The following is a 25,656-nucleotide window of genomic DNA, read 5'->3' on the forward strand; positions in this document are numbered from 1 at the left end:
GGCTCTACATCATTAACGGGGGACACCGGCATTACATTAAACTGATTTTGCGACGATCACTTTAATGGAGAACACCGATGTCCCTCGCAGGCACAATTATAGGCATACCTGAGCTTCAGATTGAACGGATAGATCATCAGAAGAACCTCGAAGTGTGGGCCAGTCCCGCACGACGACCACTTTGCAAGCACTGTCAGCACCAGCATTTACACATCAAAGCCACCCATCAGCGCACCGTCAAACACACCCGGCTGGGCAATAAGGTAATGACCTTGCACCTGCGCGTACCCAAGTACCGCTGTCTCAAGTGTCACCGCTATTTTCGCCATCCTTTCCTGGGTATTCGACCCCGCTACCGCGCCTCTGAAGCCTTCCGACTGGAGGTCTTTGAAGCCCATGACGGCGGTATCACCCAGCGCAAACTCTCACTGACACATCGGATCAGCGCTGCCACCATCGAGCGCTGGTATCAGTATCGGGTTCGCATGAGAACTTCAGAGATGAGCGGACGCCCCTGTCCTCAGGTGCTGGGCATTGATGAGCATTTCTTTACCCGTAAAAAGGGCTACGCCACCACTCTCGTCGACCTGAACAACCGTAAGGTCTTTGATGTCAAACTGGGGCGCTCAGAATCGTCTCTACGCCGCTATTTACAAGGGGTTGAAGGCAAAGATCAGGTGCAGATCGTGGTCATGGATCTGTCAGAAACCTATCGCAGTATTGCCCGACGACACTTCCCCAATGCCAAGATTGTTGCCGACCGTTTCCATGTCGTGCGACTGATCAATCAGCACTTTTTGAAACTGTGGCAACAGCACCACCAGGAGGGCAGAAAAAACCGCGGGCTACTCAGTCTGATGCGCCGACATAAGTGGCATCTGAGCGATGAACAGCACGCAAAACTGATGGATTACCTGGCCGAGTTTCCTGTCCTGAAAGAGCTGTACCTGATCAAGCAAAGGCTGATGCGCTTTATCCTGCTCAAAACCCTCAGAGTCAAACGAATGAAGCAAAAACTGCCACAGTATCTGGCGCTGTTGGAACAACTGAAAGACAGTCCGCTGAAGGCATTGGCCAAGACATTAACCTCTTGGATGGAACCGATTGTCGCCATGTGGCGCTTTAGTAAAAGCAACGGTATTACCGAAGGGTTTCACAACAAGATGGAAATGATCTCAAGGAGAGCGTATGGTTTTAGAAACTTTGAAAACTATCGATTACGAGTGCTGGCCCACTGTGGGTGGGATGGCATTGTGAACAGGGTTTAATGAGTGCTATCCCCCGTTAATGGGGTAGAGCCCGAAAGCAGCGAAGAGAAATGGTGCCGACACCAGGAGTCGAACCCGGGACCTACTGATTACAAGTCAGTTGCTCTACCACAGCTGAGCTATGTCGGCATTGCTGTTTCGTCTACAGGGCGCGCATCCTATCAACGAAATAAAAATAGATCAACATTTTTTTTCATTCTTGTTTAATACCCTCATCTGCGATTGATCCAACCAGTGGAATCAGCTACTTTAAACTCTCATACAGACAGCAGCAGACTTTGCTTAGACATGGCCAACGAAACGGACACCGAACGCCAGTTACTGCAACATCAAATCCGCCTCACCCAGGCGGATCATACACTGAAGGCATTGTTCTCCCGAGACTCTGACCGAGCAGCACGGCTGACGTTTGAAGCCCCCCACCTGACTGCCGACTTTAGCAAGCAACACATAGACAGTTCAAGCTTATCCGTATTGCTCAGGCTGGCTGAAGAGAAAAACCTCCAGCAAGCTATTAGCAACCTCTTTGCCGGCCAGCAGGTAAACAACACTGAACAACGAGCCGCCTTACACATGGCGCTTCGTGGCCACATCCCCTCGGCTGCGCCAGAGGTTGCAGAAGAGATAAAACGCACTCAACAACAAATGGCTGACTTCGTTAACGCTGTCCACAATGGCGCCTGGCTAGGCCAGGACGGAGGAGCCATTACCAATATCGTGAATATCGGTATCGGTGGTTCCGACCTGGGTCCTGCCATGGTCACTGCGGCCTTGCAGGATTACCTGAACCCGGGTATTACCTGTCACTTTGTGTCCAATGTCGACCCAGCTCAAATCGATTCTGCTCTTGCTGGACTGACTCCCGAAAGCACATTGTTTATTATCGTCAGCAAGAGTTTTGGCACACTGGAAACCATGCAGAATGCAGAACGGGCTATGGCCTGGTTCAAGGCCCATGGCGGAAGCAAACAGCATATCTCCAGGCACTTTGTCGCAGTGACTACGAACCTGCCTGCGGCAGTTTCATTTGGCATCTCAGAAGATAACGTCTTTCCTATGTGGGACTGGGTCGGCGGTCGCTACTCGCTCTGGTCAGCAGCAGGCATTGCTATCGCACTGGCCACCAGTTGGCAGACATTTGTTGATCTTCTTGCCGGCGCTGCAGCCATGGACCAGCATTTTCTTAATCAGCCACTGGAGGAGAATGTCCCTGTCATAGCAGGCCTGTTGTCAGTGTGGTACCGGAACTACTGGCAGGCAGAAAGCCAGGCGATCCTGCCATACTCCCAGCCACTGCATTTACTGCCCTCGCACCTGCAACAACTGGACATGGAAAGCCTGGGCAAACAGGTAACAAGAGATGGCGTCAGCGTTCAGCAGGACACGGGGGCCATTATCTGGGGCTGTGCCGGCACCAATGGCCAGCACTCATTCCATCAACTCCTGCACCAGGGCACCAGTCTGATTCCTGCTGAATTCATAGCCATCGCCTGCCCTGCCAGTGCCGACCGATGGGAACCTCATCAGCACCTGCTAGCCAACTGTTTTGCGCAAAGCCGTGCCTTGATGACAGGCAAATCAACAGAAGAAGTTGAGGCCGAAATGCTGGCAGCCGGCGCCAGTACTGAAGAAATAAAACGCCTGGCAGCCCACAAAGTGGTCCCTGGCAACCGGCCAAGCACAACGCTGTTACTGGGGCGGCTGACGCCACAAAGCCTGGGCAGTTTACTCGCCTACTATGAAGCCAAGGTGTTCGTGCAAAGCGCCATCTGGCAAATCAACGCCTTTGATCAATGGGGAGTCGAACTTGGCAAACAACTGAGTCGCCCGATTGCCAGCAGACTGTTAACGGAAAGAAACTCCGCCACACGGGCAACAACAAGTGAGAATTCCGCTACACTAGACCCTTCAACAGAACAGCTTATATCCTTGTGTCTGAAGACTCAGGACAGCAATAACACGCGATGACGATCGACTCAATATCGTCCATAAGGTCAAAGTCATGAGCACTAAGCAAGACAAAATTATCGTCGGCAGCGAAGAATGGTGCTACCTGCCTCAACTTGGCATTCCTGCAGTTAAGGCCCGCGTGGATTCCGGGGCCAGGACTTCTTCCCTGCATGCTTTCAATATCCGCCCTTTCAGTCGCGGCGGACAACGTTGGGTCAGCTTTGAAGTACACCCCCTGCAAAAGAACCGTCGCACCATTATCCGCTGCGAAGCAGAGGTCATTGACAGGCGCGTGGTCAAAAGCTCGTCAGGCATCGGCGAAAAACGTTATGTAGTTCGCACCGAACTCCAGCTGAACGGCCAGTCGTGGTCGGTGGAAATCACGCTGAGTAACCGTGACTCCATGGGTTACCGCATGCTGCTTGGCCGGCAGGCGATGAACACTCGAATACTGGTTGATCCGGCCAGCAGCTTCCTTTGTGGCGCACTGGATAAAGCGCGAATCGAAACGCTCTACCGAGACCATACCCGGGAGTCTTCTGGCCTGAAAATCGGACTGCTGGCCAGCAACCCGGAGCTGCCCAGTAACCAGCGCATACTGGAAGCCGGGGAAGAGCGTGGTCACCGCATTCGCTTCTACGACATCAGGCAATGCTATATCAAACTGGATGCCGAACAACCCGAGATACACTACCGGGGTGGCCAGCTACTTAACAAGCTGGATGCTGTCATTCCCCGCATTCGACCTGACCTGACCTATTATGGCTGCGCTGTCGTCAGGCAGTTCGAGAACCTGGGTATCTTCTCACTTAATAGTGCGAATGCCATCAGCCACTCCCGTGACAAACTGTTTTGCCTGCAACACTTTTTGACGCAAGGGATCCCGATTCCCACCACCGGGCTGGCTGACAGCCCACTGGAGACTGAAGAACTCATCGAGATGGTCAATGGTGCGCCTTTACTGGTGAAACTCCTGGAAGGTCCGGAAAGGCGTGGAGTTGTGCTTGCAGAGTCACGCAATGCCGGTGAAAGCCTGATCACTGCTTTCCGATCGTTACAGGCCAACCTGCTGGTTCAGGAATTCATTAAGGAAGCTGATGGCAAGTCTTTGCGACTGTTAGTCGTCGACAACAAAGTCGTTTGCGCCGTCGAACGCCAGGCGGCCCCAGGACAGTTCAGAAGCAACAAGACCATCGGTGGCGCCATCAGTGCCACACGTATTAGTGCAGAAGAACGTAAGCTGGCCATCAAGGCTGTCAAAAGCCTGGACCTGAAGGTCGCCGGTGTTGATATGTTACGTTCACGCCGGGGCCCACTGCTGATTGAGGTGACCAGCTCACCAGCACTCGATGACCTGGAGTCGGTGGTTGGCAAAGACCTCGCAGGCAACCTGATCAGTACAGTTGAGAAAAAGCTAGGCTGGAAACGCAAACTGGCCTCCCCTGTGTCAACGTAATGCTGAAACCCGACGGAGCAGACATTAGCCTGACCCGACCAGGATTGAAACAGTTCAACACCGACCTGAGTGCCAGGCCGGCACTACCTGATGAAATGCCCTGGGCATTTCAGTTATTCAAGCGCTGCCTCGGACGTTACATTGATCAGACCTGGGGCTGGGATGAGGTTTTCCAGCAACACGGTTTTCTGGAGAATTTTTCACCCAGCAATTTCGACATACTTATCCTGAAGGATGTACGCATCGGCGGAATGAGTTTGATATCTATGAAGAGACACTTGCAGCTGGAACTGCTGGTGATCGACGCCCCGTGGCGAAATAGTGATCTGGGCAGCACAATCATGCAGTCGTTGATAAGGCAGGCGACTGCAGAATCGTTACCCATAAGACTCAAGGTTCTGCGTTGCAACCCTGCTTACAACTTTTACCAGAGACTGAACTTCAGGACAGAATCATCTGATAACGAACGCTATCAGATGATCTACCCATAAAGACAGACTCAACTGGCAAACTCATCAATCACTTTTAACAATTCAGCCGTTTTCTCCTGCATCAGGTTTTCATCCGCTCGCGACTCCACATTCAGACGAACCACCGGCTCGGTATTGGACATACGAATGTTGAAGCGCCAGTTCGCATAGTCAATACTTAAGCCGTCAGTACGGTCAACAGCAACCGCATCACCTTCATATCGTTTCGCCATTTCGGCGATCAACGCAGCAGCATCAGAAACCGTGCGATTTATTTCACCACTGGCCGGGAATGCAGCCATACACTCGGCAACCAATGTAGAAAATGCTTTCCCGCTCTGTGATACCAGTTCCGCCACTAATAGCCAGGGAATCATGCCACTGTCACAGTAAGAAAAATCACGGAAATAATGGTGCGCGCTCATCTCACCACCGTAGACAGCATCTTCTTTACGCATACGCTCTTTGATAAAAGCGTGGCCGGTTTTGCACAGCACCGGCTCGCCACCAAACTCACGACAGATCTCCTGGGTATTCCAGATCAGCCTGGGATCATGAATGATTTTCCCGCCCGTACTGCTTCGCTGCAGGAAGGCCTGAGCCAGCAAACCCACAATGTAATAACCTTCGACAAAGTAACCGGTTTCGTCAAAGAAGAAACAGCGATCGAAATCACCGTCCCATGCCAGGCCCATATCAGCGCCATGTTCCTTGATAGCCGCAATGGTCGGCGCTCGGTTCTCAACCAGTAACGGATTTGGCACACCATTGGGGAAGCTGCCGTCCGGCTCGTGATGCACGCGAATCAGCTCTACAGGCAAGTGTTCGGCAATGGCATCCACTACTGGGCCTGCACCACCATTACCTGCATTAACCACAATTTTCAGCGGACGTAAGGCAGACACATCAATATAACCCAACAAATGCTGGATATACTCCGGCCGAGTATCTACGGATTTAACACTACCCGTGTGACCTGACTCTTTGAACTGCCCTTTTTCAGCCAGTGACTGAATGTCTTTCAGCCCGGTATCACCGCTGATCGGTCTGGACTCCTCGCGCACCAGCTTCATGCCATTGTAATCCATGGGATTATGACTGGCCGTTACAATAATTCCACCATCAACCTTCAGGTGAGCCGTAGCGAAATAAACTTCTTCCGTACCACACAGACCGATATCAAGAACATCAACGCCGCCTTCAGTCAGGCCGCGTGTTAATGCTTCACAAATAGCCGGGCTGCTCAGGCGAATATCATGCCCCACAACCATGGTTTTAGCCTGCAGGTACTCGGCGGTGGCCCGACCTATTCGCCAGGCGACATCCTCATTCAACTGGTCCGGAACGCGCCCGCGAATGTCGTACGCTTTGAAACATGTGATCTGCATTGTCTTTTCCCTGACCTGTCTTATTTACCGTTTTTGTAGTAATTCTCGAAACAATAATTTGTCGCTTCGACAAACCCCTCTACGCTACCACAGTCAAAACGTTGCCCTTTGAACTGGTAACCGATCACACGACCATGCTCTGCCTGCGACATCAGGGCATCGGTAATCTGTAATTCGCCATTACGGCCAGGCGATGTCTCGCGCAGCACATCAAAAATATCGGGCGTCAGAATGTAACGACCAATGATAGCCAGATTAGAAGGAGCATCTTCAGGGTCCGGTTTTTCCACCATTTGCTGAATCCGGAAAACACCTGGTTTTTCCTCGTTACCACCGATAACACCGTACTTGTAAGTCTGGTCGGCTGGCACTTCCTCAATAGCAACAATGCTGCACTGATATTTTTCGTACAATTTGACCATTTGCAGCAGAACCGGATCCTCTTCGGAGACACAGTAATCATCTGCCAGGATGACACCGAAAGGCTCGTTGCCGACAAGTGTTTCTCCCGTCAGAATAGCGTGCCCCAGGCCCTTCATTTCAACCTGACGGGTGTAAGAGAAAGTGCAGGAATCGATGATATGGCGAATATCCTTCATCTGCTCTTCTTTGCTGGTACCGGCAATTTGCTGCTCCAATTCGTAGCTGATATCGAAATGGTCTTCAATCGCTCGCTTACCCCGGCCGGTCACAATCGCCATACCAGTCATGCCGGCTGCCATGGCCTCCTCAACCCCGTACTGGATTAACGGTTTATTCACCACTGTCAGCATTTCTTTCGGCATCGCCTTGGTGGCAGGCAGAAAACGGGTTCCATAACCTGCTGCGGGAAACAAACATTTCTTGATCATATTGATAACACTCCTTTTAAAATCGCCGGGCCAAGCCTGTCCATCATGAGAGATAGCCCCAAAAATTATCCGTCAACAGTATTGTTGACGGCTTGTAATGAATACCATTCCAGTCCACTTGCCATGCTCTTCAGCCTCTTGAGCCAGGTACAGGGCGCTTATGCACCATAACAGGGCGACGCACTGGCGCCAGCCTCAAACCAGGGCATGACCACAGGTCTGCCTCTATAGATTCCCATGTTGCTGTTTTTCATACTTAAGAGACTGCATGATCAATGCCAATCTAATGACACCAGCCCAACACCCGCCTTTGATTTCGCGGTACAATTCAACGAACTGAGCGCCAAAATAACGGGAATATCATGTCAATTCCTTTACAAATCAATCCTTAAAGTCTAACCCAGATCGATCAACCAAGTCAGACAAAGGTAAAATAATATCGATTATTTTGTCCGCTCGCGATAATATTGCACGTTTTGTGGAAAACGGGTGTCGAAGCCGCTTATGAATGCAAGATTTACGCAGAAAAGCTCCTACGAACGCGACGAATTGCTCGATTGCGGTTATGGGCGTATGTTTGGCCCGGGTAATGCCCGGCTGCCAGTCGGTAACATGTTGATGATGGACCGGATTACCAAAATTGCTGACGAAGGTGGCGAGCACGGTAAAGGCCATATCCTGGCTGAACTGGATATTCGCCCTGATCTTTGGTTTTTTGACTGCCACTTCCCGGAAGATCCCGTCATGCCTGGTTGTCTGGGCCTTGATGCAATGTGGCAACTGGTTGGTTTCTTTCTCGGCTGGCGAGGCAACCTCGGCAAAGGCCGGGCACTGGGTGCCGGCGAAGTCAAATTCAGTGGAGAAATTCTTCCGACTGCCAAAAAAGTCACTTACGATATCTCCCTGAGCCGAATTATTGAACGAAAACTGGTGATGGGCATTGCTGACGGGAAACTTGCCGTCGATGACAAGGTCATCTATACCACCAAGGGCCTGAAAGTCGGCCTGTTCACCCCAGATGCAAAATTCTGATTTATTAGCTAGACAGAGGTACCTATGAAACGCGTTGTTGTTACCGGCATCGGTATCGTCTCCTGTATAGGAAACGACAAACAAACCGTATTGGAATCACTTCGGGAGTGCCGCAGCGGTATCAGCTACAACCCCGAATACGAAGAAATGGGGCTGCGCGCACACATTGCCGGCCAGGTTAATATCGACTTTTCCGAGCACATCGACCGCAAGGTGTTGCGTTTTATGGGTGATGCGGCGGCCTATGGCTACATTGCCATGGACCAGGCCATCAAGGATGCCGGACTTGAAGACAGCGATGTCTCCAACGAGCGCACCGGTATTATCATGGGTGCTGGCGGCTCTTCGTCGGCAGACCAGGTCGAGGCCGCCGACATTCTTCGAACTCGCGGGCTGCGCAAAATTGGCCCTTACCGCGTACCTCGCACGATGGGCAGCACGGTATCTGCCTGCCTGGCAACACCCTTTAAAATTAAAGGCGTGAATTATTCGATTTCATCCGCCTGCGCAACCAGCGCGCACTGTATTGGCAATGCCGTTGAACTGATTCAACTGGGCAAGCAGGATGTCGTATTTGCCGGTGGCGGCGAAGCGGAACACTGGACGCTGACCAACCTGTTTGACGCCATGGGCGCGCTGACAACCACGCATAATGACGAGCCAACCAAGGCATCTCGCCCGTTCGATGTCAGTCGTGACGGCTTCGTCATCGCTGGCGGCGGTGCCGTACTGGTCATTGAGTCACTGGATCATGCCCTTGCCCGTGGCGCCAAAATTTACGGTGAAATCACCGGTTACGGCGCCACATCTGATGGCTATGACATGGTCGCACCTTCCGGCGAAGGCGCAGTGCGCTGCATGAAAATGGCCATGGCAACCAGCACACAGCCAATCCAATACCTGAACACTCACGGCACCAGCACCCCGGTAGGCGACGTCGCTGAACTGCGCGCTATCAAAGAAGTGTTTGGCGACAAAGCTCCGATTATCAATTCCACCAAGTCTCTGACAGGTCACTCCCTCGGGGCCACAGGCGCCCAGGAGGCCATTTACGGCCTGCTGATGATGGAAAACAATTTCATCAGCGAATCTGCCAATATTGAAGAGATTGACCCCGAAACAGAAGGCATCACGGTAGCCAGACAGCGAATGGACGACGTTAAGTTAAACTGCATCATGTCCAACAGCTTCGGCTTTGGCGGCACTAACGCCACGCTGATTTTCGAACGCTACGAAGGCTGAGCTGATGAAAGGACGGAGCCCTATATTCCGTCTTTTGCTGGCAGGGCTGGCAGTTATTACACTGACTGCCACACTGCCAGCAACTTCTCCAGTTGCCCTGGCGCAGGACAGTGCCAGTTCACTGTTTGCGCCCAGCCAGCCACGGTTTCTTGATGTCGATGAAGCCTTCCGCTACCACATCAACCTCAACTCCAGTGAACAGATAGCCATTCACTGGCAGATTGCCCCCGGGTATTACCTGTATGCCGACAAATTTGCCGTCACATTATCCGCAGCAAACCAGGCAGACCAGGCGCCCGAGCTTCATATACCCCCCGGAAAACCTCATGTAGATGAGTATTTTGGCGCCGTTGAGGTCTTTTATGAACACGCGGTTCTAACCGTTGACCTGCCTCCAGCACTGGCTGGAAAAAACACAACCCTGCTGCTTAATTACCAAGGCTGCGCCGATGCAGGACTCTGCTACCCCCCGGAACAGCGCGAGATTGACATCTGGCACGCCCCCCAGGATCAAAAGTCAGAGAAAAACCACAATTGAGAGGTGAAAAGCAGACTAAAATCTGCGAAAATGCATCCCTCAACAACAATTGAAGGTTATTCTGATCCAGCACACTCTGCTGCGCTGCATCTCAAAAACACTGTATGGCAACGATTCTCGTTCTTCACGGCCCCAATCTGAATCTGCTAGGCACACGCGAGCCGGAGATTTACGGGCATGAAACCCTGGATGACATCAATGCCAGACTCAGCAATTTTTGCCTTTCAGCAGGCCATCACCTGCTCCACCTGCAAAGCAACGCGGAATACGAACTCATTGAACGTATCCACGATGCCCGCCAGGAAGGCATCAATTTTATAATCTTCAACCCGGCTGCATTGACGCACACCAGCGTGGCGTTGCGTGATGCTTTGTTGAGCGTCGGCATTCCATTTATTGAAGTGCACCTGTCCAATGTTCACCAGCGTGAATCATTCAGGCACCACTCCTATTTCTCGGACATTGCAGTCGGCACCATTACGGGGCTGGGATCCATGAGCTATGACCTGGCCCTTCAGGCGGCACTCAACCGCCTGACTGACACCCACTAATAACTACGAAATATACCAAGAGACCGAACTATGGATATCAGAAAAGTAAAAAAACTCATCGAGTTACTTGAATCCTCTGACGTTGCTGAAATAGAGATAAAAGAAGGTGAAGAAGCGGTAAGAATCAGCCGCGGCAGCTCGGTCAACCAGGCAGCACCTGCCCAATACCAGGCACCAGCACCAGCAGCGCCAGCACCCGCCGCAGCACCTGCTCCGGTAGCCAGCGAGCCAGCCAGCACGGCTGACAGTGCTCCAACTGGCAATGCTGTGAAATCCCCCATGGTTGGCACGTTTTATCGCTCCCCTTCACCAACATCTTCTCCTTTTGTTGAAGTGGGCCAGCATGTTAAGGCTGGTGATGTTATTTGTATCATTGAAGCCATGAAAATGATGAACCAGATCGAAGCCGACCATGCCGGTGTAGTGGAAGCCATACTGGTTAAAGATGGCGAGCCTGTAGAGTTCGACCAGACACTTGTTACTATTTCCTAAAGGTTGTCGCACATGCTAGAAAAAGTATTGATCGCCAACCGCGGCGAAATCGCCCTTCGCATCCTGCGGGCATGTAAGGAGCTGGGCATAAAAACGGTCGCTGTACACTCAAGCGCCGACAAAGACCTGATGCACGTTCGCCTGGCCGATGAATCGGTTTGTATCGGCCCCGCCAGTGCAGCTCAGAGTTATTTGCACGTACCCGCCATCATCAGTGCCACCGAGGTAACCGACGCTGTAGCGATTCACCCCGGCTATGGCTTCCTGTCCGAGAACGCTGACTTTGCCGAGCAGGTAGAGCGCAGCGGTTTCACTTTTATCGGCCCACGAGCTGAAACCATTCGTCTGATGGGCGACAAGGTTTCTGCTATCGAAGCGATGAAGAAAGCAGGTGTACCGACGGTTCCAGGTTCGGACGGCCCACTGGACGGCAACAGCGAACGTACGCTGTCTATTGCCCGTGAGATTGGCTACCCGGTTATCATCAAGGCTGCTGCCGGTGGCGGTGGTCGCGGCATGCGAGTCGTTCACGAAGAGTCAGCGCTGCTCAAAGCGATTTACGTCACGCAGTCTGAAGCAAAAGCCGCCTTTGGCAATGACACGGTGTACCTGGAAAAATTCCTGCAAAACCCGCGTCACGTTGAAATCCAGGTGATCGGTGATGGCCAGGGCAATGCCATTTATCTGGGTGATCGCGACTGCTCCATGCAGCGCCGCCACCAGAAAGTTGTGGAAGAAGCACCAGCACCCGGCATCCCGGATGACGTCCGCAAGGAAGTCATGGAGACCTGTGTTAAAGCCTGTGAAATGATGAAATACCGAGGCGCCGGCACACTGGAATTCCTTTACGAGGACGAGCGCTTCTATTTCATTGAAATGAATACGCGAGTTCAGGTTGAGCACCCTGTGACTGAAATGGTGACTGGCATCGACATCGTCAAGGAGCAACTGCTGATTGCCTCCGGCCAGCCATTGTCTGTCAAACAGGAAGACATCAATATCAAAGGACACTCATTTGAGTGTCGGATCAATGCAGAAGACCCGAACACCTTTATGCCTTCACCTGGCAAGATTGATCTTTTCCATGCACCTGGTGGCAACGGAATACGGGTCGACTCACACATTTATAGCGGCTACACAGTACCGCCATTCTATGACTCACTGATTGCCAAACTGATCAGTTTCGGCTCTTCGCGCGAAGAAGCACTGCTTCGCATGCAAAATGCGCTGGACGAGATTCTGATTGACGGCATCAAAACCAATATCGCACTGCATAAAGACATTCTGCGCGACAAGAACTTCCAGCGCGGCGGTGTCAACATTCACTACCTGGAAAAAATGCTGGGCGAAAAGTAAGTCAAAGCAGGCCCGGCCGCTCTGGCCGGGCCTGAACTCTATATTACCTCAGAGGACGGCGCCATGCCCTGGCAACAGATCAAGGCTCGCATTACTGACACCGAAGCAGAACATATGGAACAACTGTTTCAATCGCTTGGTGCTGTATCTGTCAGCTTTCTGGATGCTGAAGACGAAGCTGTCTTTCAACTTGAGCCTGGCGCCACCCCTTTGTGGCAGCAAACCCTGCTAAGTGCCTTGTTCGAAGAAGACACGCCTATCGATGAAATCCTTCTGACCTTAAAATCTGCCAGTCGCTTGTCGGATGAAGACCTGGTGGTTGAAACCATCGAAGACCAGGACTGGGAGCGTGCCTGGATGGATGAATTCAAACCCATGAAATTTGGCGAGCGCCTCTGGATCTGTCCCAGCTGGACGTCACCGCCAGACGAATCTGCCGTCAATGTCCGGCTCGACCCGGGACTGGCATTTGGCTCGGGCACACACCCAACCACCGCCCTCTGCCTTGAGTGGCTTGATGGCGAGCCTGTAAGCGGGAAAACGGTTATTGATTACGGTTGCGGCTCAGGCATTCTGGCAATCGCTGCCGCATTGCTGGGAGCAAAACGGATTATTGGTGTTGATAACGACCCGCAAGCCGTTACGGCCACAGAAAGCAACCGCCAGGAAAATGGCATTGATGCTGCTGTACTGACCGCGCACTTACCCGGCGAAGCCCATGAGCCTGCAGATATCGTCATTGCCAACATTCTCTCTGGTCCGCTTGTTGAACTGGAACCCATCCTGTCGTCTCTGACGAAGCCCAATGGCAAACTGGTTTTATCCGGCTTACTTGACGAGCAAAGCCAGGCACTGATCAACGCCTATGCTGATGACTTTGACATGGAACCACCTGTCGTTCGTGATGGCTGGGCCCGCATCGTAGGCACCCGCCGGGCATAATCAAGCACATGTGGACAATTATTGAGGACAAAGAGAAGCCGGCTACGCCGCTTCCGGAAATAGACCAAGCCATTGAACTGCAGGAAGAGCAACGGCCACGACCAGGGTTGCGCAAACAGCTTGTTTATTTCATTGCAGTGATCGCACTCGGTCTGATTCTGTTCTTACAATGTTTGATTCACTTCACGCAAACCGTTATTGCTGTGCCATTGTTGCGACAGCCTGTGGTCTGGACCTGCCAGGTTTTTGAATGCCAGGTTCCCATCAGACAACGTCCTGATGACTGGTTAATCACCACCTCCAGCATGGCTCATCACCCGGATTTTCAGAAAGCCTGGCGCCTGGAGGCAGAGCTCCAACATCAAGGTAATCAGGCAATCTCACTCCCTGCTGTACTGGTGACCTTTTATGATCGCCAGGGTGACGCTGCCGGCGCCAGGCGTTTTACCCCTGCAGAATACCAGGACAAGATAGCGTCAAACACCACATCCGGGGGCCATGCACAGGAGTGGCAACCAGGCTCTATGGTTTCCCTGGTGTTGGATATTGTTGATCCAGGCACTGGCCTGCCTAATTTTGATATCACACTGGCACCCCTTCCTGAAGAGGTATTGCCATGACTCAGCCTTTCAGCCTTGGCAAGTACGAGCTTGACTGCCCGGTCATTCTGGCACCGATGGTTGGCGTCAGCGACCTGCCATTTCGCGAGATATGCAAACAGCAAGGCGCCACCCTGACAATCGCCGAAATGGTGCCGGCAGACACGTCTGTGTGGCATACCGAAAAAAATCGCTTACGCATGAAACGCTCCGGACGAACCGGCCCCGACATTGTGCAAATTGCCGGCTTTGATCCCGAGATGATGGCTGAAGCGGCACGACAGAACGTTGAACTTGGTGCCGAAGTGATTGATATCAACATGGGTTGCCCGGCTAAAAAAGTATTAAAACGCGCCTCCGGCTCCGCCCTGCTTCAGGATCCGGAACTGGTAGAGAGTATATTACGTGCAGTGGTTTCTGCCGTAGACGTTCCGGTCACACTGAAAACCCGGACAGGCTGGAGCCGGACCATGCGCAACGGCAGGGACATTGCGAAAATTGCCGAAGACTGCGGCATCACCATGCTCAGCATTCACGGCCGCACGCGTGAATGCCGCTTTGTCGGCGAAGTCGAATACGACACCATCGCGGAAATCAAACAGGCTGTCAGCATCCCGGTCATCGCTAACGGAGACATCAACACACCGGAACAGGCCAAACGCGTCCTCGAATATACTGGCGCGGACGGCGTCATGATCGGCCGTGCCGCACAGGGGCAGCCCTGGATATTCCGGCAAATCAATGAATTTCTGAAAACCGGCACAGCCAGTCTGTCACCTGAACCTGAGCAGATAAGCACGCTGATGCAGGATCACATTCGTGCATTGCATGCCTTTTACGGCGATTTCAAAGGCGCGCTCTTTGCCCGTAAACACATAGACTGGTACAGTAAAGTGCTTCCCGGCGGGGAGCCGCTCAAGGCCCGGTTTATGAGCAGCAAGGACGCAAGCGAACAACGAGACATGCTGTCGAACTATCACGAACAGATTCCCAACCTGACCTGAGATTCATGAGCCCAAAGCCTACAGCACCCAACATGCCCCCTATGGAACCACTCAGCCTGAGACAGGCCGTCGAACGCTCAATGGCGTTATACCTTGCCGACGTTGAGGACGATGACGACCTGGTTACCAATTTGTATGACCTCGTCCTGCGTGAAGTGGAGCTGCCCCTGATACAGTCAGTGCTCAACTTCACCAATGGTAATCAAAGCCGGACTGCTACCATGCTGGGCCTCAATCGTGGTACTCTACGCAAGAAAATGAAACTTTATGGACTGGACTCGACAAATCGTCGCTGATCGGTTCTGTTTCCCTTCCAGACCCAACAATTTCTTAACTACAGATCATTAATTAGCCTATGTCTATTGAGAACGCTGCTGTTATCCGACGCGCACTGATCAGTGTGTCGGACAAAACCGGCATTGCCGAATTTGCCCGCGACCTGCACCAGGCAGGTGTTGAAATTCTCTCCACCGGCGGCACCTATCGCCTGCTGCGCGAAGAGAACATCCCCGCCATCGAGATTGCCGACTACACTGGCTTTCCCGAAATGATGGATGGGCGTGTCAAAACCCTGCACCCGAAAGTCCACGGCGGCATTCTGGCGCGTCGCGACATTGACGCCGAGGTCCTCAAAGCCAACGAGATACCGACTATCGACCTGATTGTCGTCAATCTCTACCCCTTTGAAGCGACCGTGGCCAACCCCAACTGTGATCTGGCGACCGCGATTGAAAACATTGATATCGGCGGTCCGACCATGTTGCGTGCGGCGGCCAAGAACCATGCCTGGGTCACTGTGATCACAAACCCACAGGATTACAGCCGCGTTCTTGATGAGATGAAGGCAAACCAGGGCGCCGTATCCGGGCAGACCCGTTTCGACCTGGCTGTGGCAACATTCGAACATACAGCGGCTTACGATGGCGCCATTGCCAATTACCTGGGCAAGACAGTCACCGAAAACGCCTTCCCACGCACTTACAGCTCCCAGTTCAGCAAGAAGCAGGACCTGCGCTATGGTGAGAACCCGCACCAGCAAGCCGCTTTCTATGTGGAGAAAAGCCCACAGGAAGCCAGCGTCAGCACTGCTGTTCAGCACCAGGGTAAAGAGCTTTCCTACAACAACATTGCCGACACTGATGCCGCACTGGAATGTGTCAAAAGCTTCAGTGAACCGGCCTGCGTCATCGTCAAGCACGCCAACCCTTGCGGTGTGGCCGTAGCTGACAATATTCAGGCTGCCTATCAGCTGGCTTTCCAGACTGACCCGACATCTGCATTCGGTGGCATCCTGGCCTTTAACCGCGAACTGGATGCGGATACCGCTCAGGCCATCGTTGATCAGCAGTTCAGCGAAGTCATTATTGCCCCCAGTGTCAGCGATGCAGCCCTGCAGGTGCTGGCTGCCAAGAAAAATGTTCGCGTGTTGTCCAGCGGCCAGTGGCCAGATAAACCATTGCCAGCCTGGGACTATAAACGCGTCAATGGCGGCTTGCTGGTTCAGGATCGTGACATCCATCAGGTCAGCCAGGGTGACCTGAAAGTTGTCAGCAAGCGCGCACCCACTGACCAGGAGACAGCTGACCTGATGTTTGCCTGGACAGTGGCCCAGTTTGTTAAATCAAACGCCATCGTTTACTGCAAAAACCAGCAAACCATTGGCGTTGGCGCTGGCCAGATGAGCCGTGTTTACAGCGCTCGTATTGCTGCCATCAAGGCAGAAGACGAAAACCTGCAGGTGGAAGGATCAGTGATGGCATCCGATGCTTTCTTCCCCTTCCGCGATGGTATCGATGCAGCTGCTAAAGCTGGCATTACTGCTGTTATCCAGCCTGGTGGCTCAATGCGTGATGAAGAGGTTATTGCCGCCGCTGATGAAGCGGGCATGGCCATGGTATTCACTGGCATTCGCCATTTCCGTCACTGATTCAGGGGTAGCAAGATGAAAGTACTGGTATTGGGCAGTGGCGGGCGCGAGCACGCCCTGGCCTGGAAACTGGCTCAGTCTGCTGAGGTAGACCAGGTGTTTATCGCACCCGGTAACGCCGGCACGGCAACCGAGCCTGGCATGCAGAATGTGGCTATTGATCCCATGGATTTCGCCGCACAGGTCGAGTTTGTCAAGCAGGAAAATGTTGAGCTGACGGTCGTCGGCCCGGAGGCTCCTCTGGTGGCCGGCGTCGTGGACTACTATGAAGAACGTGGCTTGAAATGTTTTGGCCCCCGCCAGGGCGCTGCCCAGTTGGAAGGGTCAAAGGCATTTACCAAAGACTTTCTGGCTCGACACAATATACCAACAGCCAGCTACCAGAATTTCACGGATGCTGAAGCTGCGATAGCCTATGTCAAAGCGCAAGGCACGCCAATCGTCATCAAGGCTGACGGCCTGGCAGCGGGCAAAGGCGTGATCATTGCCCAGTCCCAGGAAGAAGCAGAAACCACCATCCGTGACATGCTCTCCGGCAACAGCTTCGGCGATGCCGGCAGCCGCGTGGTCATCGAGACTTTCCTGCAAGGTGAAGAAGCCAGTTTTATTGTCATGGTTGATGGTAAAAATATCCTCCCCATGGCAACCTCGCAGGATCACAAAGCCCGCGATGAAGGTGACAAAGGTCCTAACACCGGCGGCATGGGAGCCTACTCGCCAGCGCCAGTGGTCACGCAGGCGGTACACGATCGCATCATGCAAGAAGTCATAGAGCCCACCGTGGCGGGTATGGCAGCAGAAGGCAACGACTATACCGGCTTCCTTTATGCCGGGCTGATGGTGTCTCCGGATGGCGCAGTCAATGTGATTGAGTTCAACTGTCGCTTTGGCGACCCGGAGGCACAGCCTGTCATGATGCGCCTGCAAAGTGATCTGGCTGCCTTATGCCTATCAGCTATTGATGGCACACTGGACAAACAACAGACAGAATGGGATTCTCGTGCCTCGATAGGCGTGGTGCTCGCCAGTGGTGGTTATCCTGGCAGCTACGCCAAAGGTAATGCCATTTCCGGCCTGGATGCGGCAGCCGAACTGCCTGGTAAAGTCTTTCATGCAGGCACCAAAGTTGATGGCGAAGACATCGTCACCAGCGGCGGTCGCGTACTTTGTGCAGTTGCGCTGGGCGACAGCGTCTCTGAAGCTCAAAGCGCTGCGTACCGTCTGGTGGACAGCATTGACTGGAAAGACGTTTATTATCGTCGAGATATTGGCCATCGCGCCATTGCTCGGGAAAAGACTGCCAGTTAAGACAGACCGTTAACGTTTCAGAAAGGTTTCGAGGTTCCGATGAGTTCAAACGGCACACAGCACAGCCTGGCAGACCGGCTTATTCTGCAACTGGATCAGGCGCTGCATACGCTGGTTCCAGGCAGTAGCACCGCATCGCGCCCTTCGCCTGCCACCCAGGTTGAAGACAGCGGGATGAGTGATGCCGAGAGAAAAGCAGCCGCTGGACTGATGCGCATCAACCATACTGGTGAGGTTTGTGCTCAGGCGCTGTATCAGGGGCAAGCGCTGACAGCTCGACTGCCTGATGTTCGTGAAAGCATGAATCATGCAGCCAGCGAAGAGATTGATCACTTATCCTGGTGTGAAGACCGGTTGGGCGAGCTGGAAAGCCGCCCCAGTGTTTTCAACCCTGCATTCTACGCCATGTCTTTTGGCGTCGGCGCAGCGGCAGGCCTGATTGGGGATAAATGGAGCCTCGGCTTTGTTGGCGAAACCGAGCGGCAGGTATGTGACCACCTCGAATCACATTTAACCCAGTTACCCGCCCAGGATACTCGCAGCCGCAAAATTCTGGAGCAAATGATTGTCGATGAGCGGGAGCATGGCGATGCCGCCATGGCTGCTGGCGGTGCTGAACTGCCAGCCCCGGTTCGAACAGGCATGAAACTGATGGCCAATGTCATGAAGTCTGTAACCCGCCGGTTATAAGGATGACGCAGTGAAGCATCTGCCACGCTTGTTAAAGATTATTTCGGTTGCCGCCAAGTACCGACTGGACAAGCTGGCACCCGCCAGTGGCCGCTCCCGTCTGCTGGGCATGGTGCTTGGCACCTTAGGCCTGCCATGGACAGGCAACGCCGTAAGAAAGCTGCCACCCGCCGACCGACTAAGAGCCGCCCTGGAAGAGCTCGGACCGATCTATATCAAGTTCGGCCAGTTGCTGTCCACGCGCCGTGATTTTCTCCCTCACGACATCAGTGAAGCATTACAGAGCCTCCAGGACAAAGTCCCCGGATTCAGCAAACCTGGTATTCATGAAATCATTGAGGCCAACCTCGGCATCGATTGGCAGCAATATTTTCAACACGTCGATACTTCACCGCTGGCGTCCGCATCTATTGCCCAGGTCCACGCCGCCACACTGACCAGTGGTGAAGAGGTCGTGATTAAAGTGCTACGCCCCAATATTGAGCAGACGATCCGACAGGATATCCACCTGCTGAAGTGGGTGGCCACTATCATTGAACGCTATATTCCTAACGGCAAGCGACTCCGCCCCAAGGAAGTCATCGCAGACTACGAGCATGTCATTCTGGGTGAACTCAATCTGACCTCAGAGGGTGCCAACGCCAGCCTGCTGCGCCGCAATTTCGACAACTCACTGCTGTTATACGTCCCCAAAGTTTACTGGGATATCAGTCGTGAGACGATGCTGGTCAGTGAACGTATTCAAGGCATCCCGGTTTCGGATATCGACACCTTGCGGGCTCACAATGTTGACCTGAAACGCCTGGCAGAAATTGGTGTGGAGATATTTTTCACCCAGGTTTTCGATCACAGCTTTTTCCATGCTGACATGCACCCCGGTAACATTTTTGTTGACCCGGAGAACCCCACGTCACCTCGTTACATCGCCATCGACTGTGCCATCATCGGCTCATTGAGCAACGATGACCAGCAGTACCTGGCCAGGAACCTGCTGGCCATTTTCAAACGCGACTACCGAAAAGTAGCTGAGCTGCATGTTGAATGTGGCTGGGTCCCCCCTGATACTCGTGTGGTTGAGTTTGAAGCGGCCATGCGAACCGTTTGCGAGCCTATCTTCGAACGCCCACTGCGAGACATTTCTTTCGGCTATTTACTGGTGCAACTGTTCCGTACCGCTGGCCGTTTTAATATGGAAGTTCAGCCGTCACTGGTACTTCTGCAGAAAACCCTCTTAAACGTGGAAGGGTTGGGCCGACAGCTGTACCCCGATCTGGATTTGTGGCAGACTGCTTTGCCATTCCTGGAGCGCTGGAACAAGCGGCGCATGCAACCCAGCTACCTGTGGAAAGAGCTTAAAACGCATGTGCCTGACTGGATTGAACAGTTCCCGCATTTGCCGCAACTGGTGCTGGATAGCATGCAGCATCAACAAAATCTGCAATCGATCCATCAACGCATGCAGGAACAGCTGGCCATGCAGCAGCAGGCTATAGAACGCCAGCAAGCCAGTACCAAACGCTGGCGGGTTGCAGCACTGCTCTCCATCACAGCAGCGGTAGCCATCTGGTACTTTATACTGAACTAGTCTCCCGGCAACGAGAGATACAACCCCGAAAGGTGCAACTGAAATACCATGTCCAATTCAAACTGGCTTGACCAGGTAAAATGGGATAAAGATGGCCTGGCGCCAGTGATTGCCCAGGACATTCACTCCGGCCAGATACTGATGCTGGCCTGGACTAATCGTGAGGCCTTGTCCGCCACCCAGAAAGAACAGCGCGCTGTTTACTGGTCGAGATCCCGTCAGCAGCTGTGGCGAAAAGGCGAAGAGTCGGGCAATGTTCAGCAACTCCATGATATATATCTGGATTGCGATAATGATGCACTCTGTTATGTTGTCGAACAAATTGGCGGCATCGCTTGCCATACCGGGCGCCCCAACTGCTTTTTCCAGCGGCTTGCCCCTGCTCAGAGCAACACGGCACCCACATGGCAGATCTCATCTGAGATAGTAAAATCTCCAGATGAGATGTACCGTAACCCTAAATAGTGCAATATCGTATTAACGTCAGGAAACACACATGAACAGTCAGGCCGACACGTCTACAACCCTGGAACAGCTTGCCGACATATTGGCAGCAAGAAAGTCAGCATCACCTGACAGTTCCTATGTCGCCAGTCTGCACCACAAAGGCCTGAACAAGATTCTGGAAAAAGTGGGTGAAGAAGCGGTTGAGACAATTCTCGCGGCCCGGGACACAGCGGAAGGGAAAGATTCCCAGGCACTGATTTCTGAAGTGGCAGATCTATGGTTCCACACGCTGGTCATGCTCAGCCACCTTGATCTAAGCCATCAACAGGTCTTGGAAGAACTACAAAAGCGTTTTAACATATCGGGCCTGGTCGAAAAGGCTTCCAGACCGACCAAATCATGATTTTAATGCCCGGCGCCTGCGCGACCGTGGCTATTCGGAGGTAGTATGGGTATCGGCGGTATCAGCATCTGGCAATTATTGATTATTGCTCTGATCATTGTTTTGTTATTTGGCACAAAAAAGCTGCGTTCACTGGGGACTGACCTGGGTGGTGCGCTGAAAGGCTTCAAAAGCGCCATGAAAGACGATGAAGAAGACGCAAAGAAAAAAGGCGACCAGCAACTGGAAGCAGACAGCGAAAAACCGGCTGACGCTGAATCCAGTACGACTCGCACTGAAAATACGCGCGAGAAGTAAGAGCCTCCAGGTGCTCAGCACCTGAATGCGACTTTCCTACATGTCAGGTCGATCTGTTTCGTGCAAACAGATCGCAGGATTTGATTCATGTTAGATATTGGACTATTTGAGCTAGTGTTAATCGGCATCGTTGCACTGCTTGTGCTCGGGCCGGAAAAAATGCCCAGTGCTGTGCGCACTGCCGTGCTATGGATCGGGCGTGCCAAACGTAGCTTTAATAAAGTCAAAAACGAGATTGAGCAGCAAATTGACGCTGACGATATCCGCCGACAGCTGCACAATGAATCTATCCTGGCTGACATCGAAAAAGCCAAAAAGAATGCCAATCAGCTGATCGAAGATACGCAATCGGAAATTGATGAAACCCGCGAGCAGGTCAACCGCAGCGTTGAAGACATCAAAAAAATGCCGACTGTCACCAACAGTGCAGAAGAAGGTATTCCCACCGCAGAGCCTGATAAAAAATCTGACAAAACCGATAGCACAAAAACTGTCCTGGCAGACCAGCAAGAACCCGAAGTAAGTGCAACACCTCCGGGAGATGAAGAGCCTTCGGCAACCACGGTCGCCAGCCAGAACAGCGAAACCGAGCAATCCAGCAATAACGAATCGGGTGACAACGAAACGAAAGCAAAGCCGGTTGTTGAAGACTTCTACAACACACCGCCAGAAGGCATTGTCTCCATACACGGAAGCACTGTGGTTGGCAAAAAGCCGGATAACGACGATAGCGAGGCGGACAGCGCCAAATCATGAGCGACACCAACAACTCGATTCAAAAAGAACTGACACTGATTGGCCACCTGGTTGAGCTGCGCGACCGTATCCTGAAATGTGTGGTTGTCCTGCTGATCGTGTTTCTGGGGCTGGTTTCATTTGCCAATGATATTTACGCTTATGTCGCTGCCCCACTGGTATCAGTATTACCGCCTGACACCAGCATGATTGCGATTGACCCCACCTCGCCTTTCTTCACCCCGTTTAAGTTGACGTTCTACGCCACCTTGTTCGTATGCGCTCCATTCATCCTTTTCCAACTCTGGGCTTTCATTGCTCCAGGCTTGTACAGAAATGAGAAGTCACTGGCGATTCCTTTGTTCGTGTCCAGTGTCTTCCTGTTCTATGCCGGCATGGCTTTCGCCTACTTTGTGTTGTTTGGCATCGTATTCAGTTTCTTTATCTCTGTTGCTCCCGAAGGCATTGCCGTCGCACCGGACATAGCCAGTTACTTGAACTTTGTCTTGAAGATTTTCTTCGCCTTCGGCTTTGCATTCGAAATTCCTATCGCTGTTTTCCTGTTTGTCTGGGCAGGACTCATTGATGTCGAAAGCCTGCAGTCAAAACGCCCCTATGTTGTCGTCGGCTGTTTCGTTATCGCCATGCTGCTGACACCACCAGACCCCTTCACACAAAGCCTGCTGGCGATACCCATGTGGATCCTGTTCGAACTCGGCCTCTACTTCGGCAAGTACTTCCTGCGTAAGAAAGAGCGGGAACAGGCACAAGAGAACAACGAATAGGCCTTCTGTGCCGCGCAATTCATTGCGCCATATCAATGTTTTTCATCTCTTCACCTGCGGTGCGACACTATGTCGCATGGCTGAAACTGTTCATGCCCTTACAATGACTATGTGTTTTTTGGTAACACAAGTTACCTGCATCAGGAGAGAGAAGTATGAACAATGGCCGCTTATTTAATAAACGCATAATCACCATGGCCGTCACTGCAATTACCTGTGGCGCAACCTATACACAAGCTCAGCCAGTTGAAGAAATGATTGTCATCGGCGTCCGGGATACCCACACTGTTCGCACTGATGACACTATGGTAGCACCGGCTGATACAGCTGAATTACTAAAAGAAATGCCGGGAGCAAACGTAAACCGTAATGGAGAGCTTACTGGTATTCCACAGTACAGAGGTATGCATGGCCAGCGTGTTAATGTATCGATCAACGGTTCACACATCAGTTCCGGTGGCCCTAACGCCATGGACACGCCATTGCACTACGCCCCTGTTGCTGTACTCGAGTCGCTCACCATTCGACGTGGTATTGCCCCCGTCAGTGCCGGTCAGGAAACAATCGGCGGGCAGATGAACGCTGTTACATACCGTGGTGATTACGGGGACAGCAATCAATATGAGCTCGGAGGAAGATTGTATGTTGGCGGCCAGACGGTGAATGATGGCGGTGTTGGCAGCCTTTTTTTATCACTCGCTAACAGGAACCAGATCTTCAGAGGCATGTTCATGAGAGAAGAGGCCGGTGACAGCGATTTCGCTGACGGCACAATTACACCCTCTTCCTACGACCGCGACCGCTACGACCTCGGCTTCAGCACACGCCATGGTGATCACGAATTTACCTTTGATTACAGCCGTAATGACACGAACGATGCTGGCACAGTCGCACTGGCAATGGATATTGAAGCGGTTGATACTGATATGTACAGTGTTAAGCACACTTGGGACAACAGTGACTTCAAGCTCTCAACGACGATCTCGCATAATGACGTAACGCACTGGATGAGCAATTATCACATGCGTACACCACCTCAAGATAACATGATGGGGCCAGGCACGATGCGTTATCGCCGCACATTGGCAGAAGGTGATAACACGCACTTTGTGGTGGACCTGGAACTGCCAACGGGCGCGGGCACTTGGAAAGTAGGTGTTGATGGCAATTTTGAAAACCACGAGGCCCGCATCGGCAACCCGAATGCCGCCGCATTTGAGATCAATAGTTTCTCCGATGTTACCCGGGATATCCTGGGTATGTATGTGGAGCGCTCACAATCACTGACTGACGACATAGGTCTGGATGCTGGTGTTCGGTTTAATCGGATCACCATGAATTCAGGCAAGGTCAGCGCCAACCTCAACCCCATGAACATGGGGTCCGGCATGCCATTTATGATGAACAACATGGCCGGGATGCTGGCTATGCAGTTTAACAGCAATGATCTCAAGCAGCGCGACTACAACACCGACTGGTTTGCCCGACTGAGCATAGATTCTTCTAACAACCTGATCTGGTACGCAGGGGCTGCACAGAAAATGCGTGCCCCCTCCTATCAGGAGCGCTACTTATGGCTTCCCCTTGGCATTACATCAGGCCTTGCCGATGGCAATCTGTATGTCGGCAACCCTAACTTGAAACCTGAAGTTTCACACGAGATTGAAATCGGCTTTGACCTTGATGCCGGTCGTTTCAGTTTCTACCCCCGGCTGTTTGCCCGCAATGTAAAAGATTACATCCAGGGCACACCCAGCTCCAATATGCTGGCCAATAATTTTGCCCAGATGATGGCAAATATGGGAATGGGGCAACCGGACCCATTGCAGTGGAATAATGTGGATGCCCGCTTCCGTGGCATGGACATGGAAGCCAGTTTCCGCATTAACTCCGCCTGGCAGCTAAGAGCCGTTGGCAGCATCATCGAAGGCGAGCGGCGCGATATTGATGATAATTTGTACCGGGTTTCCCCTGACAACATCATGCTGGCGCTAGACTATTTCGGTAGCAGTTGGAATGGCACACTGGAAACTGTGGGCTATGCAGACCAGGAGCGAGTTTCCGAGACCAACAAAGAGATGCAGACGGATGGCTACACCCTGGTCAACCTGTCAGCCAGTTACCGCCCTACCCCTGATTCTGAGCTTGGTCTTGGCGTGAACAACCTGCTGGACAAGAACTATGAAAACCACCTCGGTGGTTACAATCGCGCCATGAACCCGGACATCCCGGTTGGTGCCCGGGTACCAGGTCTGCTGGGCCGCAGCTTCTACGGCCGCCTGATGTGGTACTTTTAATCTGGACTGAACTGAGTGCGTCCTGACAAACGATCTTTCGGCG

At 52.6% G+C, this 25,656-nt stretch carries 26 protein-coding genes, 1 tRNA gene and 1 pseudogene; 25 read left to right on the plus strand and 3 right to left on the minus strand.

Annotated features, from left to right (window positions below; translation table 11 throughout):
- Positions 1-77: 77 nt before the first annotated feature.
- A complete protein-coding gene (locus PSCS_RS10150) occupies positions 78-1,268 on the plus strand; it encodes an ISL3 family transposase (RefSeq protein WP_068809987.1) in 1,191 nt (396 codons plus the stop codon).
- A gap of 51 nt (positions 1,269-1,319) precedes the next feature.
- On the opposite strand, the gene PSCS_RS10155 is transcribed toward PSCS_RS10150, so the two are convergent.
- Positions 1,320-1,397 (minus strand) — tRNA-Thr (locus PSCS_RS10155).
- Between the two features lie 159 nt (positions 1,398-1,556).
- Here PSCS_RS10155 and pgi point away from each other — a divergent pair.
- The 4 genes and pseudogenes from pgi to PSCS_RS10170 all read left to right on the plus strand — a co-directional run bounded on the left by pgi (position 1,557) and on the right by PSCS_RS10170 (position 5,165).
- Positions 1,557-3,236, plus strand: a complete 1,680-nt coding sequence (gene pgi, locus PSCS_RS10160) for a glucose-6-phosphate isomerase (RefSeq protein WP_068811999.1) — start codon at positions 1,557-1,559, stop codon at positions 3,234-3,236.
- A gap of 34 nt (positions 3,237-3,270) precedes the next feature.
- Positions 3,271-3,684: pseudogene (locus PSCS_RS16350) on the plus strand (ATP-dependent zinc protease family protein); the annotation flags it as partial.
- Positions 3,685-3,762: 78 nt separating this feature from the next.
- A complete protein-coding gene (locus tag PSCS_RS16355; protein WP_317621805.1) occupies positions 3,763-4,674 on the plus strand; it encodes a RimK family alpha-L-glutamate ligase in 912 nt (303 codons plus the stop codon).
- The gene (locus tag PSCS_RS10170; protein WP_068812001.1) at positions 4,674-5,165 is read left to right on the plus strand and encodes a GNAT family N-acetyltransferase; all 492 of its coding nucleotides are present in this window, start codon (positions 4,674-4,676) and stop codon (positions 5,163-5,165) included. Before PSCS_RS16355 ends, PSCS_RS10170 begins: the two co-directional genes overlap by 1 nt.
- 8 nt (positions 5,166-5,173) lie before the next feature.
- On the opposite strand, the gene PSCS_RS10175 is transcribed toward PSCS_RS10170, so the two are convergent.
- Together PSCS_RS10175 and galU are read right to left on the minus strand one after the other, a co-directional pair.
- A complete protein-coding gene (locus PSCS_RS10175) occupies positions 5,174-6,532 on the minus strand; it encodes a phosphohexomutase domain-containing protein (RefSeq protein WP_068812002.1) in 1,359 nt (452 codons plus the stop codon).
- Positions 6,533-6,552: 20 nt separating this feature from the next.
- On the minus strand, positions 6,553-7,383 hold the full coding sequence (gene galU, locus PSCS_RS10180; RefSeq protein WP_068812003.1) for a UTP--glucose-1-phosphate uridylyltransferase GalU: 831 nt from the start codon (positions 7,381-7,383) through the stop codon (positions 6,553-6,555).
- Positions 7,384-7,887: 504 nt separating this feature from the next.
- Between galU and fabA the strand changes: the two genes are divergently transcribed.
- From fabA to PSCS_RS10280, 20 genes are all read left to right on the plus strand, one after another.
- Positions 7,888-8,415, plus strand: coding sequence for a bifunctional 3-hydroxydecanoyl-ACP dehydratase/trans-2-decenoyl-ACP isomerase (gene fabA, locus PSCS_RS10185; protein WP_068812004.1), 528 nt, complete (start codon positions 7,888-7,890; stop codon positions 8,413-8,415).
- A 24-nt stretch (positions 8,416-8,439) separates the two neighbouring features.
- On the plus strand, positions 8,440-9,657 hold the full coding sequence (gene fabB / locus PSCS_RS10190) for a beta-ketoacyl-ACP synthase I (RefSeq protein ID WP_068812005.1): 1,218 nt from the start codon (positions 8,440-8,442) through the stop codon (positions 9,655-9,657).
- Between the two features lie 4 nt (positions 9,658-9,661).
- On the plus strand, positions 9,662-10,195 hold the full coding sequence (locus PSCS_RS10195) for a protein-disulfide reductase DsbD domain-containing protein (protein ID WP_068893782.1): 534 nt from the start codon (positions 9,662-9,664) through the stop codon (positions 10,193-10,195).
- 104 nt (positions 10,196-10,299) lie between these two features.
- Positions 10,300-10,746, plus strand: coding sequence for a type II 3-dehydroquinate dehydratase (gene aroQ / locus PSCS_RS10200; RefSeq protein WP_068812007.1), 447 nt, complete (start codon positions 10,300-10,302; stop codon positions 10,744-10,746).
- Between the two features lie 30 nt (positions 10,747-10,776).
- Positions 10,777-11,238: an acetyl-CoA carboxylase biotin carboxyl carrier protein gene (gene accB / locus PSCS_RS10205; RefSeq protein ID WP_068812008.1), complete on the plus strand. Its 462-nt coding sequence runs from the start codon at positions 10,777-10,779 to the stop codon at positions 11,236-11,238.
- Positions 11,239-11,250: 12 nt separating this feature from the next.
- Positions 11,251-12,594 carry an acetyl-CoA carboxylase biotin carboxylase subunit gene (gene accC / locus PSCS_RS10210; RefSeq protein WP_068812009.1) on the plus strand — a complete coding sequence of 448 codons (1,344 nt, stop codon included), beginning with the start codon at positions 11,251-11,253 and terminating at the stop codon, positions 12,592-12,594.
- Positions 12,595-12,657: 63 nt separating this feature from the next.
- Complete coding sequence (gene prmA / locus PSCS_RS10215; RefSeq protein WP_068812010.1) at positions 12,658-13,536, plus strand: 50S ribosomal protein L11 methyltransferase; 879 nt, start codon at positions 12,658-12,660, stop codon at positions 13,534-13,536.
- An 8-nt stretch (positions 13,537-13,544) separates the two neighbouring features.
- The gene (locus tag PSCS_RS10220; RefSeq protein WP_068812011.1) at positions 13,545-14,156 is read left to right on the plus strand and encodes a DUF3426 domain-containing protein; all 612 of its coding nucleotides are present in this window, start codon (positions 13,545-13,547) and stop codon (positions 14,154-14,156) included.
- On the plus strand, positions 14,153-15,139 hold the full coding sequence (gene dusB / locus PSCS_RS10225) for a tRNA dihydrouridine synthase DusB (RefSeq protein WP_068812012.1): 987 nt from the start codon (positions 14,153-14,155) through the stop codon (positions 15,137-15,139). The genes PSCS_RS10220 and dusB overlap by 4 nt, the downstream gene beginning before the upstream one ends.
- A gap of 32 nt (positions 15,140-15,171) precedes the next feature.
- Positions 15,172-15,435 (plus strand): helix-turn-helix domain-containing protein, encoded by a 264-nt coding sequence (locus tag PSCS_RS10230; RefSeq protein WP_106387106.1) that lies wholly within the window; start codon positions 15,172-15,174, stop codon positions 15,433-15,435.
- A gap of 59 nt (positions 15,436-15,494) precedes the next feature.
- Complete coding sequence (gene purH / locus PSCS_RS10235) at positions 15,495-17,066, plus strand: bifunctional phosphoribosylaminoimidazolecarboxamide formyltransferase/IMP cyclohydrolase (RefSeq protein ID WP_068812014.1); 1,572 nt, start codon at positions 15,495-15,497, stop codon at positions 17,064-17,066.
- A 15-nt stretch (positions 17,067-17,081) separates the two neighbouring features.
- The gene (gene purD / locus PSCS_RS10240) at positions 17,082-18,374 is read left to right on the plus strand and encodes a phosphoribosylamine--glycine ligase (protein WP_068812015.1); all 1,293 of its coding nucleotides are present in this window, start codon (positions 17,082-17,084) and stop codon (positions 18,372-18,374) included.
- Positions 18,375-18,413: 39 nt separating this feature from the next.
- Positions 18,414-19,064 carry a 2-polyprenyl-3-methyl-6-methoxy-1,4-benzoquinone monooxygenase gene (gene coq7 / locus PSCS_RS10245; RefSeq protein ID WP_068812016.1) on the plus strand — a complete coding sequence of 217 codons (651 nt, stop codon included), beginning with the start codon at positions 18,414-18,416 and terminating at the stop codon, positions 19,062-19,064.
- 10 nt (positions 19,065-19,074) lie between these two features.
- A complete protein-coding gene (gene ubiB, locus PSCS_RS10250) occupies positions 19,075-20,649 on the plus strand; it encodes a ubiquinone biosynthesis regulatory protein kinase UbiB (protein ID WP_068812017.1) in 1,575 nt (524 codons plus the stop codon).
- A 48-nt stretch (positions 20,650-20,697) separates the two neighbouring features.
- The gene (hisI, locus tag PSCS_RS10255) at positions 20,698-21,114 is read left to right on the plus strand and encodes a phosphoribosyl-AMP cyclohydrolase (protein WP_068812018.1); all 417 of its coding nucleotides are present in this window, start codon (positions 20,698-20,700) and stop codon (positions 21,112-21,114) included.
- 31 nt (positions 21,115-21,145) lie between these two features.
- The gene (locus tag PSCS_RS10260) at positions 21,146-21,499 is read left to right on the plus strand and encodes a phosphoribosyl-ATP diphosphatase (protein ID WP_068812019.1); all 354 of its coding nucleotides are present in this window, start codon (positions 21,146-21,148) and stop codon (positions 21,497-21,499) included.
- A gap of 45 nt (positions 21,500-21,544) precedes the next feature.
- Positions 21,545-21,796 (plus strand): Sec-independent protein translocase subunit TatA, encoded by a 252-nt coding sequence (gene tatA / locus PSCS_RS10265; protein WP_068812020.1) that lies wholly within the window; start codon positions 21,545-21,547, stop codon positions 21,794-21,796.
- Positions 21,797-21,883: 87 nt separating this feature from the next.
- Positions 21,884-22,552, plus strand: coding sequence for a Sec-independent protein translocase protein TatB (gene tatB, locus PSCS_RS16465; RefSeq protein ID WP_068812021.1), 669 nt, complete (start codon positions 21,884-21,886; stop codon positions 22,550-22,552).
- Entirely contained in the window at positions 22,549-23,316 is a 768-nt protein-coding gene (tatC, locus tag PSCS_RS10275; RefSeq protein ID WP_068812022.1) for a twin-arginine translocase subunit TatC, read from the plus strand. Before tatB ends, tatC begins: the two co-directional genes overlap by 4 nt.
- A gap of 155 nt (positions 23,317-23,471) precedes the next feature.
- Positions 23,472-25,613, plus strand: coding sequence for a TonB-dependent receptor plug domain-containing protein (locus PSCS_RS10280; RefSeq protein WP_082866560.1), 2,142 nt, complete (start codon positions 23,472-23,474; stop codon positions 25,611-25,613).
- Positions 25,614-25,656: the final 43 nt, after the last annotated feature.

This window comes from Pseudohongiella nitratireducens (assembly GCF_001642735.1).
Classification (GTDB): Bacteria; Pseudomonadota; Gammaproteobacteria; order Pseudomonadales; family Pseudohongiellaceae; genus Pseudohongiella; species Pseudohongiella nitratireducens.

Bases quoted from the DNA above. Each gene is read 5' to 3' on its own strand.
- PSCS_RS10150 (WP_068809987.1), top strand. From the start codon at position 78: ATGTCCCTCGCAGGCACAATTATAGGCATACCTGAGCTTCAGATTGAA.
- pgi (WP_068811999.1), top strand. From the start codon at position 1,557: ATGGCCAACGAAACGGACACCGAACGCCAGTTACTGCAACATCAAATC.
- PSCS_RS10170 (WP_068812001.1), top strand. From the start codon at position 4,674: ATGCTGAAACCCGACGGAGCAGACATTAGCCTGACCCGACCAGGATTG.
- PSCS_RS10175 (WP_068812002.1), bottom strand. From the start codon at position 6,532: ATGCAGATCACATGTTTCAAAGCGTACGACATTCGCGGGCGCGTTCCG.
- galU (WP_068812003.1), bottom strand. From the start codon at position 7,383: ATGATCAAGAAATGTTTGTTTCCCGCAGCAGGTTATGGAACCCGTTTT.
- fabA (WP_068812004.1), top strand. From the start codon at position 7,888: ATGAATGCAAGATTTACGCAGAAAAGCTCCTACGAACGCGACGAATTG.
- fabB (WP_068812005.1), top strand. From the start codon at position 8,440: ATGAAACGCGTTGTTGTTACCGGCATCGGTATCGTCTCCTGTATAGGA.
- PSCS_RS10195 (WP_068893782.1), top strand. From the start codon at position 9,662: ATGAAAGGACGGAGCCCTATATTCCGTCTTTTGCTGGCAGGGCTGGCA.
- aroQ (WP_068812007.1), top strand. From the start codon at position 10,300: ATGGCAACGATTCTCGTTCTTCACGGCCCCAATCTGAATCTGCTAGGC.
- accB (WP_068812008.1), top strand. From the start codon at position 10,777: ATGGATATCAGAAAAGTAAAAAAACTCATCGAGTTACTTGAATCCTCT.
- accC (WP_068812009.1), top strand. From the start codon at position 11,251: ATGCTAGAAAAAGTATTGATCGCCAACCGCGGCGAAATCGCCCTTCGC.
- prmA (WP_068812010.1), top strand. From the start codon at position 12,658: ATGCCCTGGCAACAGATCAAGGCTCGCATTACTGACACCGAAGCAGAA.
- PSCS_RS10220 (WP_068812011.1), top strand. From the start codon at position 13,545: ATGTGGACAATTATTGAGGACAAAGAGAAGCCGGCTACGCCGCTTCCG.
- dusB (WP_068812012.1), top strand. From the start codon at position 14,153: ATGACTCAGCCTTTCAGCCTTGGCAAGTACGAGCTTGACTGCCCGGTC.
- PSCS_RS10230 (WP_106387106.1), top strand. From the start codon at position 15,172: ATGCCCCCTATGGAACCACTCAGCCTGAGACAGGCCGTCGAACGCTCA.
- purH (WP_068812014.1), top strand. From the start codon at position 15,495: ATGTCTATTGAGAACGCTGCTGTTATCCGACGCGCACTGATCAGTGTG.
- purD (WP_068812015.1), top strand. From the start codon at position 17,082: ATGAAAGTACTGGTATTGGGCAGTGGCGGGCGCGAGCACGCCCTGGCC.
- coq7 (WP_068812016.1), top strand. From the start codon at position 18,414: ATGAGTTCAAACGGCACACAGCACAGCCTGGCAGACCGGCTTATTCTG.
- hisI (WP_068812018.1), top strand. From the start codon at position 20,698: ATGTCCAATTCAAACTGGCTTGACCAGGTAAAATGGGATAAAGATGGC.
- PSCS_RS10260 (WP_068812019.1), top strand. From the start codon at position 21,146: ATGAACAGTCAGGCCGACACGTCTACAACCCTGGAACAGCTTGCCGAC.
- tatA (WP_068812020.1), top strand. From the start codon at position 21,545: ATGGGTATCGGCGGTATCAGCATCTGGCAATTATTGATTATTGCTCTG.
- tatB (WP_068812021.1), top strand. From the start codon at position 21,884: ATGTTAGATATTGGACTATTTGAGCTAGTGTTAATCGGCATCGTTGCA.
- tatC (WP_068812022.1), top strand. From the start codon at position 22,549: ATGAGCGACACCAACAACTCGATTCAAAAAGAACTGACACTGATTGGC.
- PSCS_RS10280 (WP_082866560.1), top strand. From the start codon at position 23,472: ATGAACAATGGCCGCTTATTTAATAAACGCATAATCACCATGGCCGTC.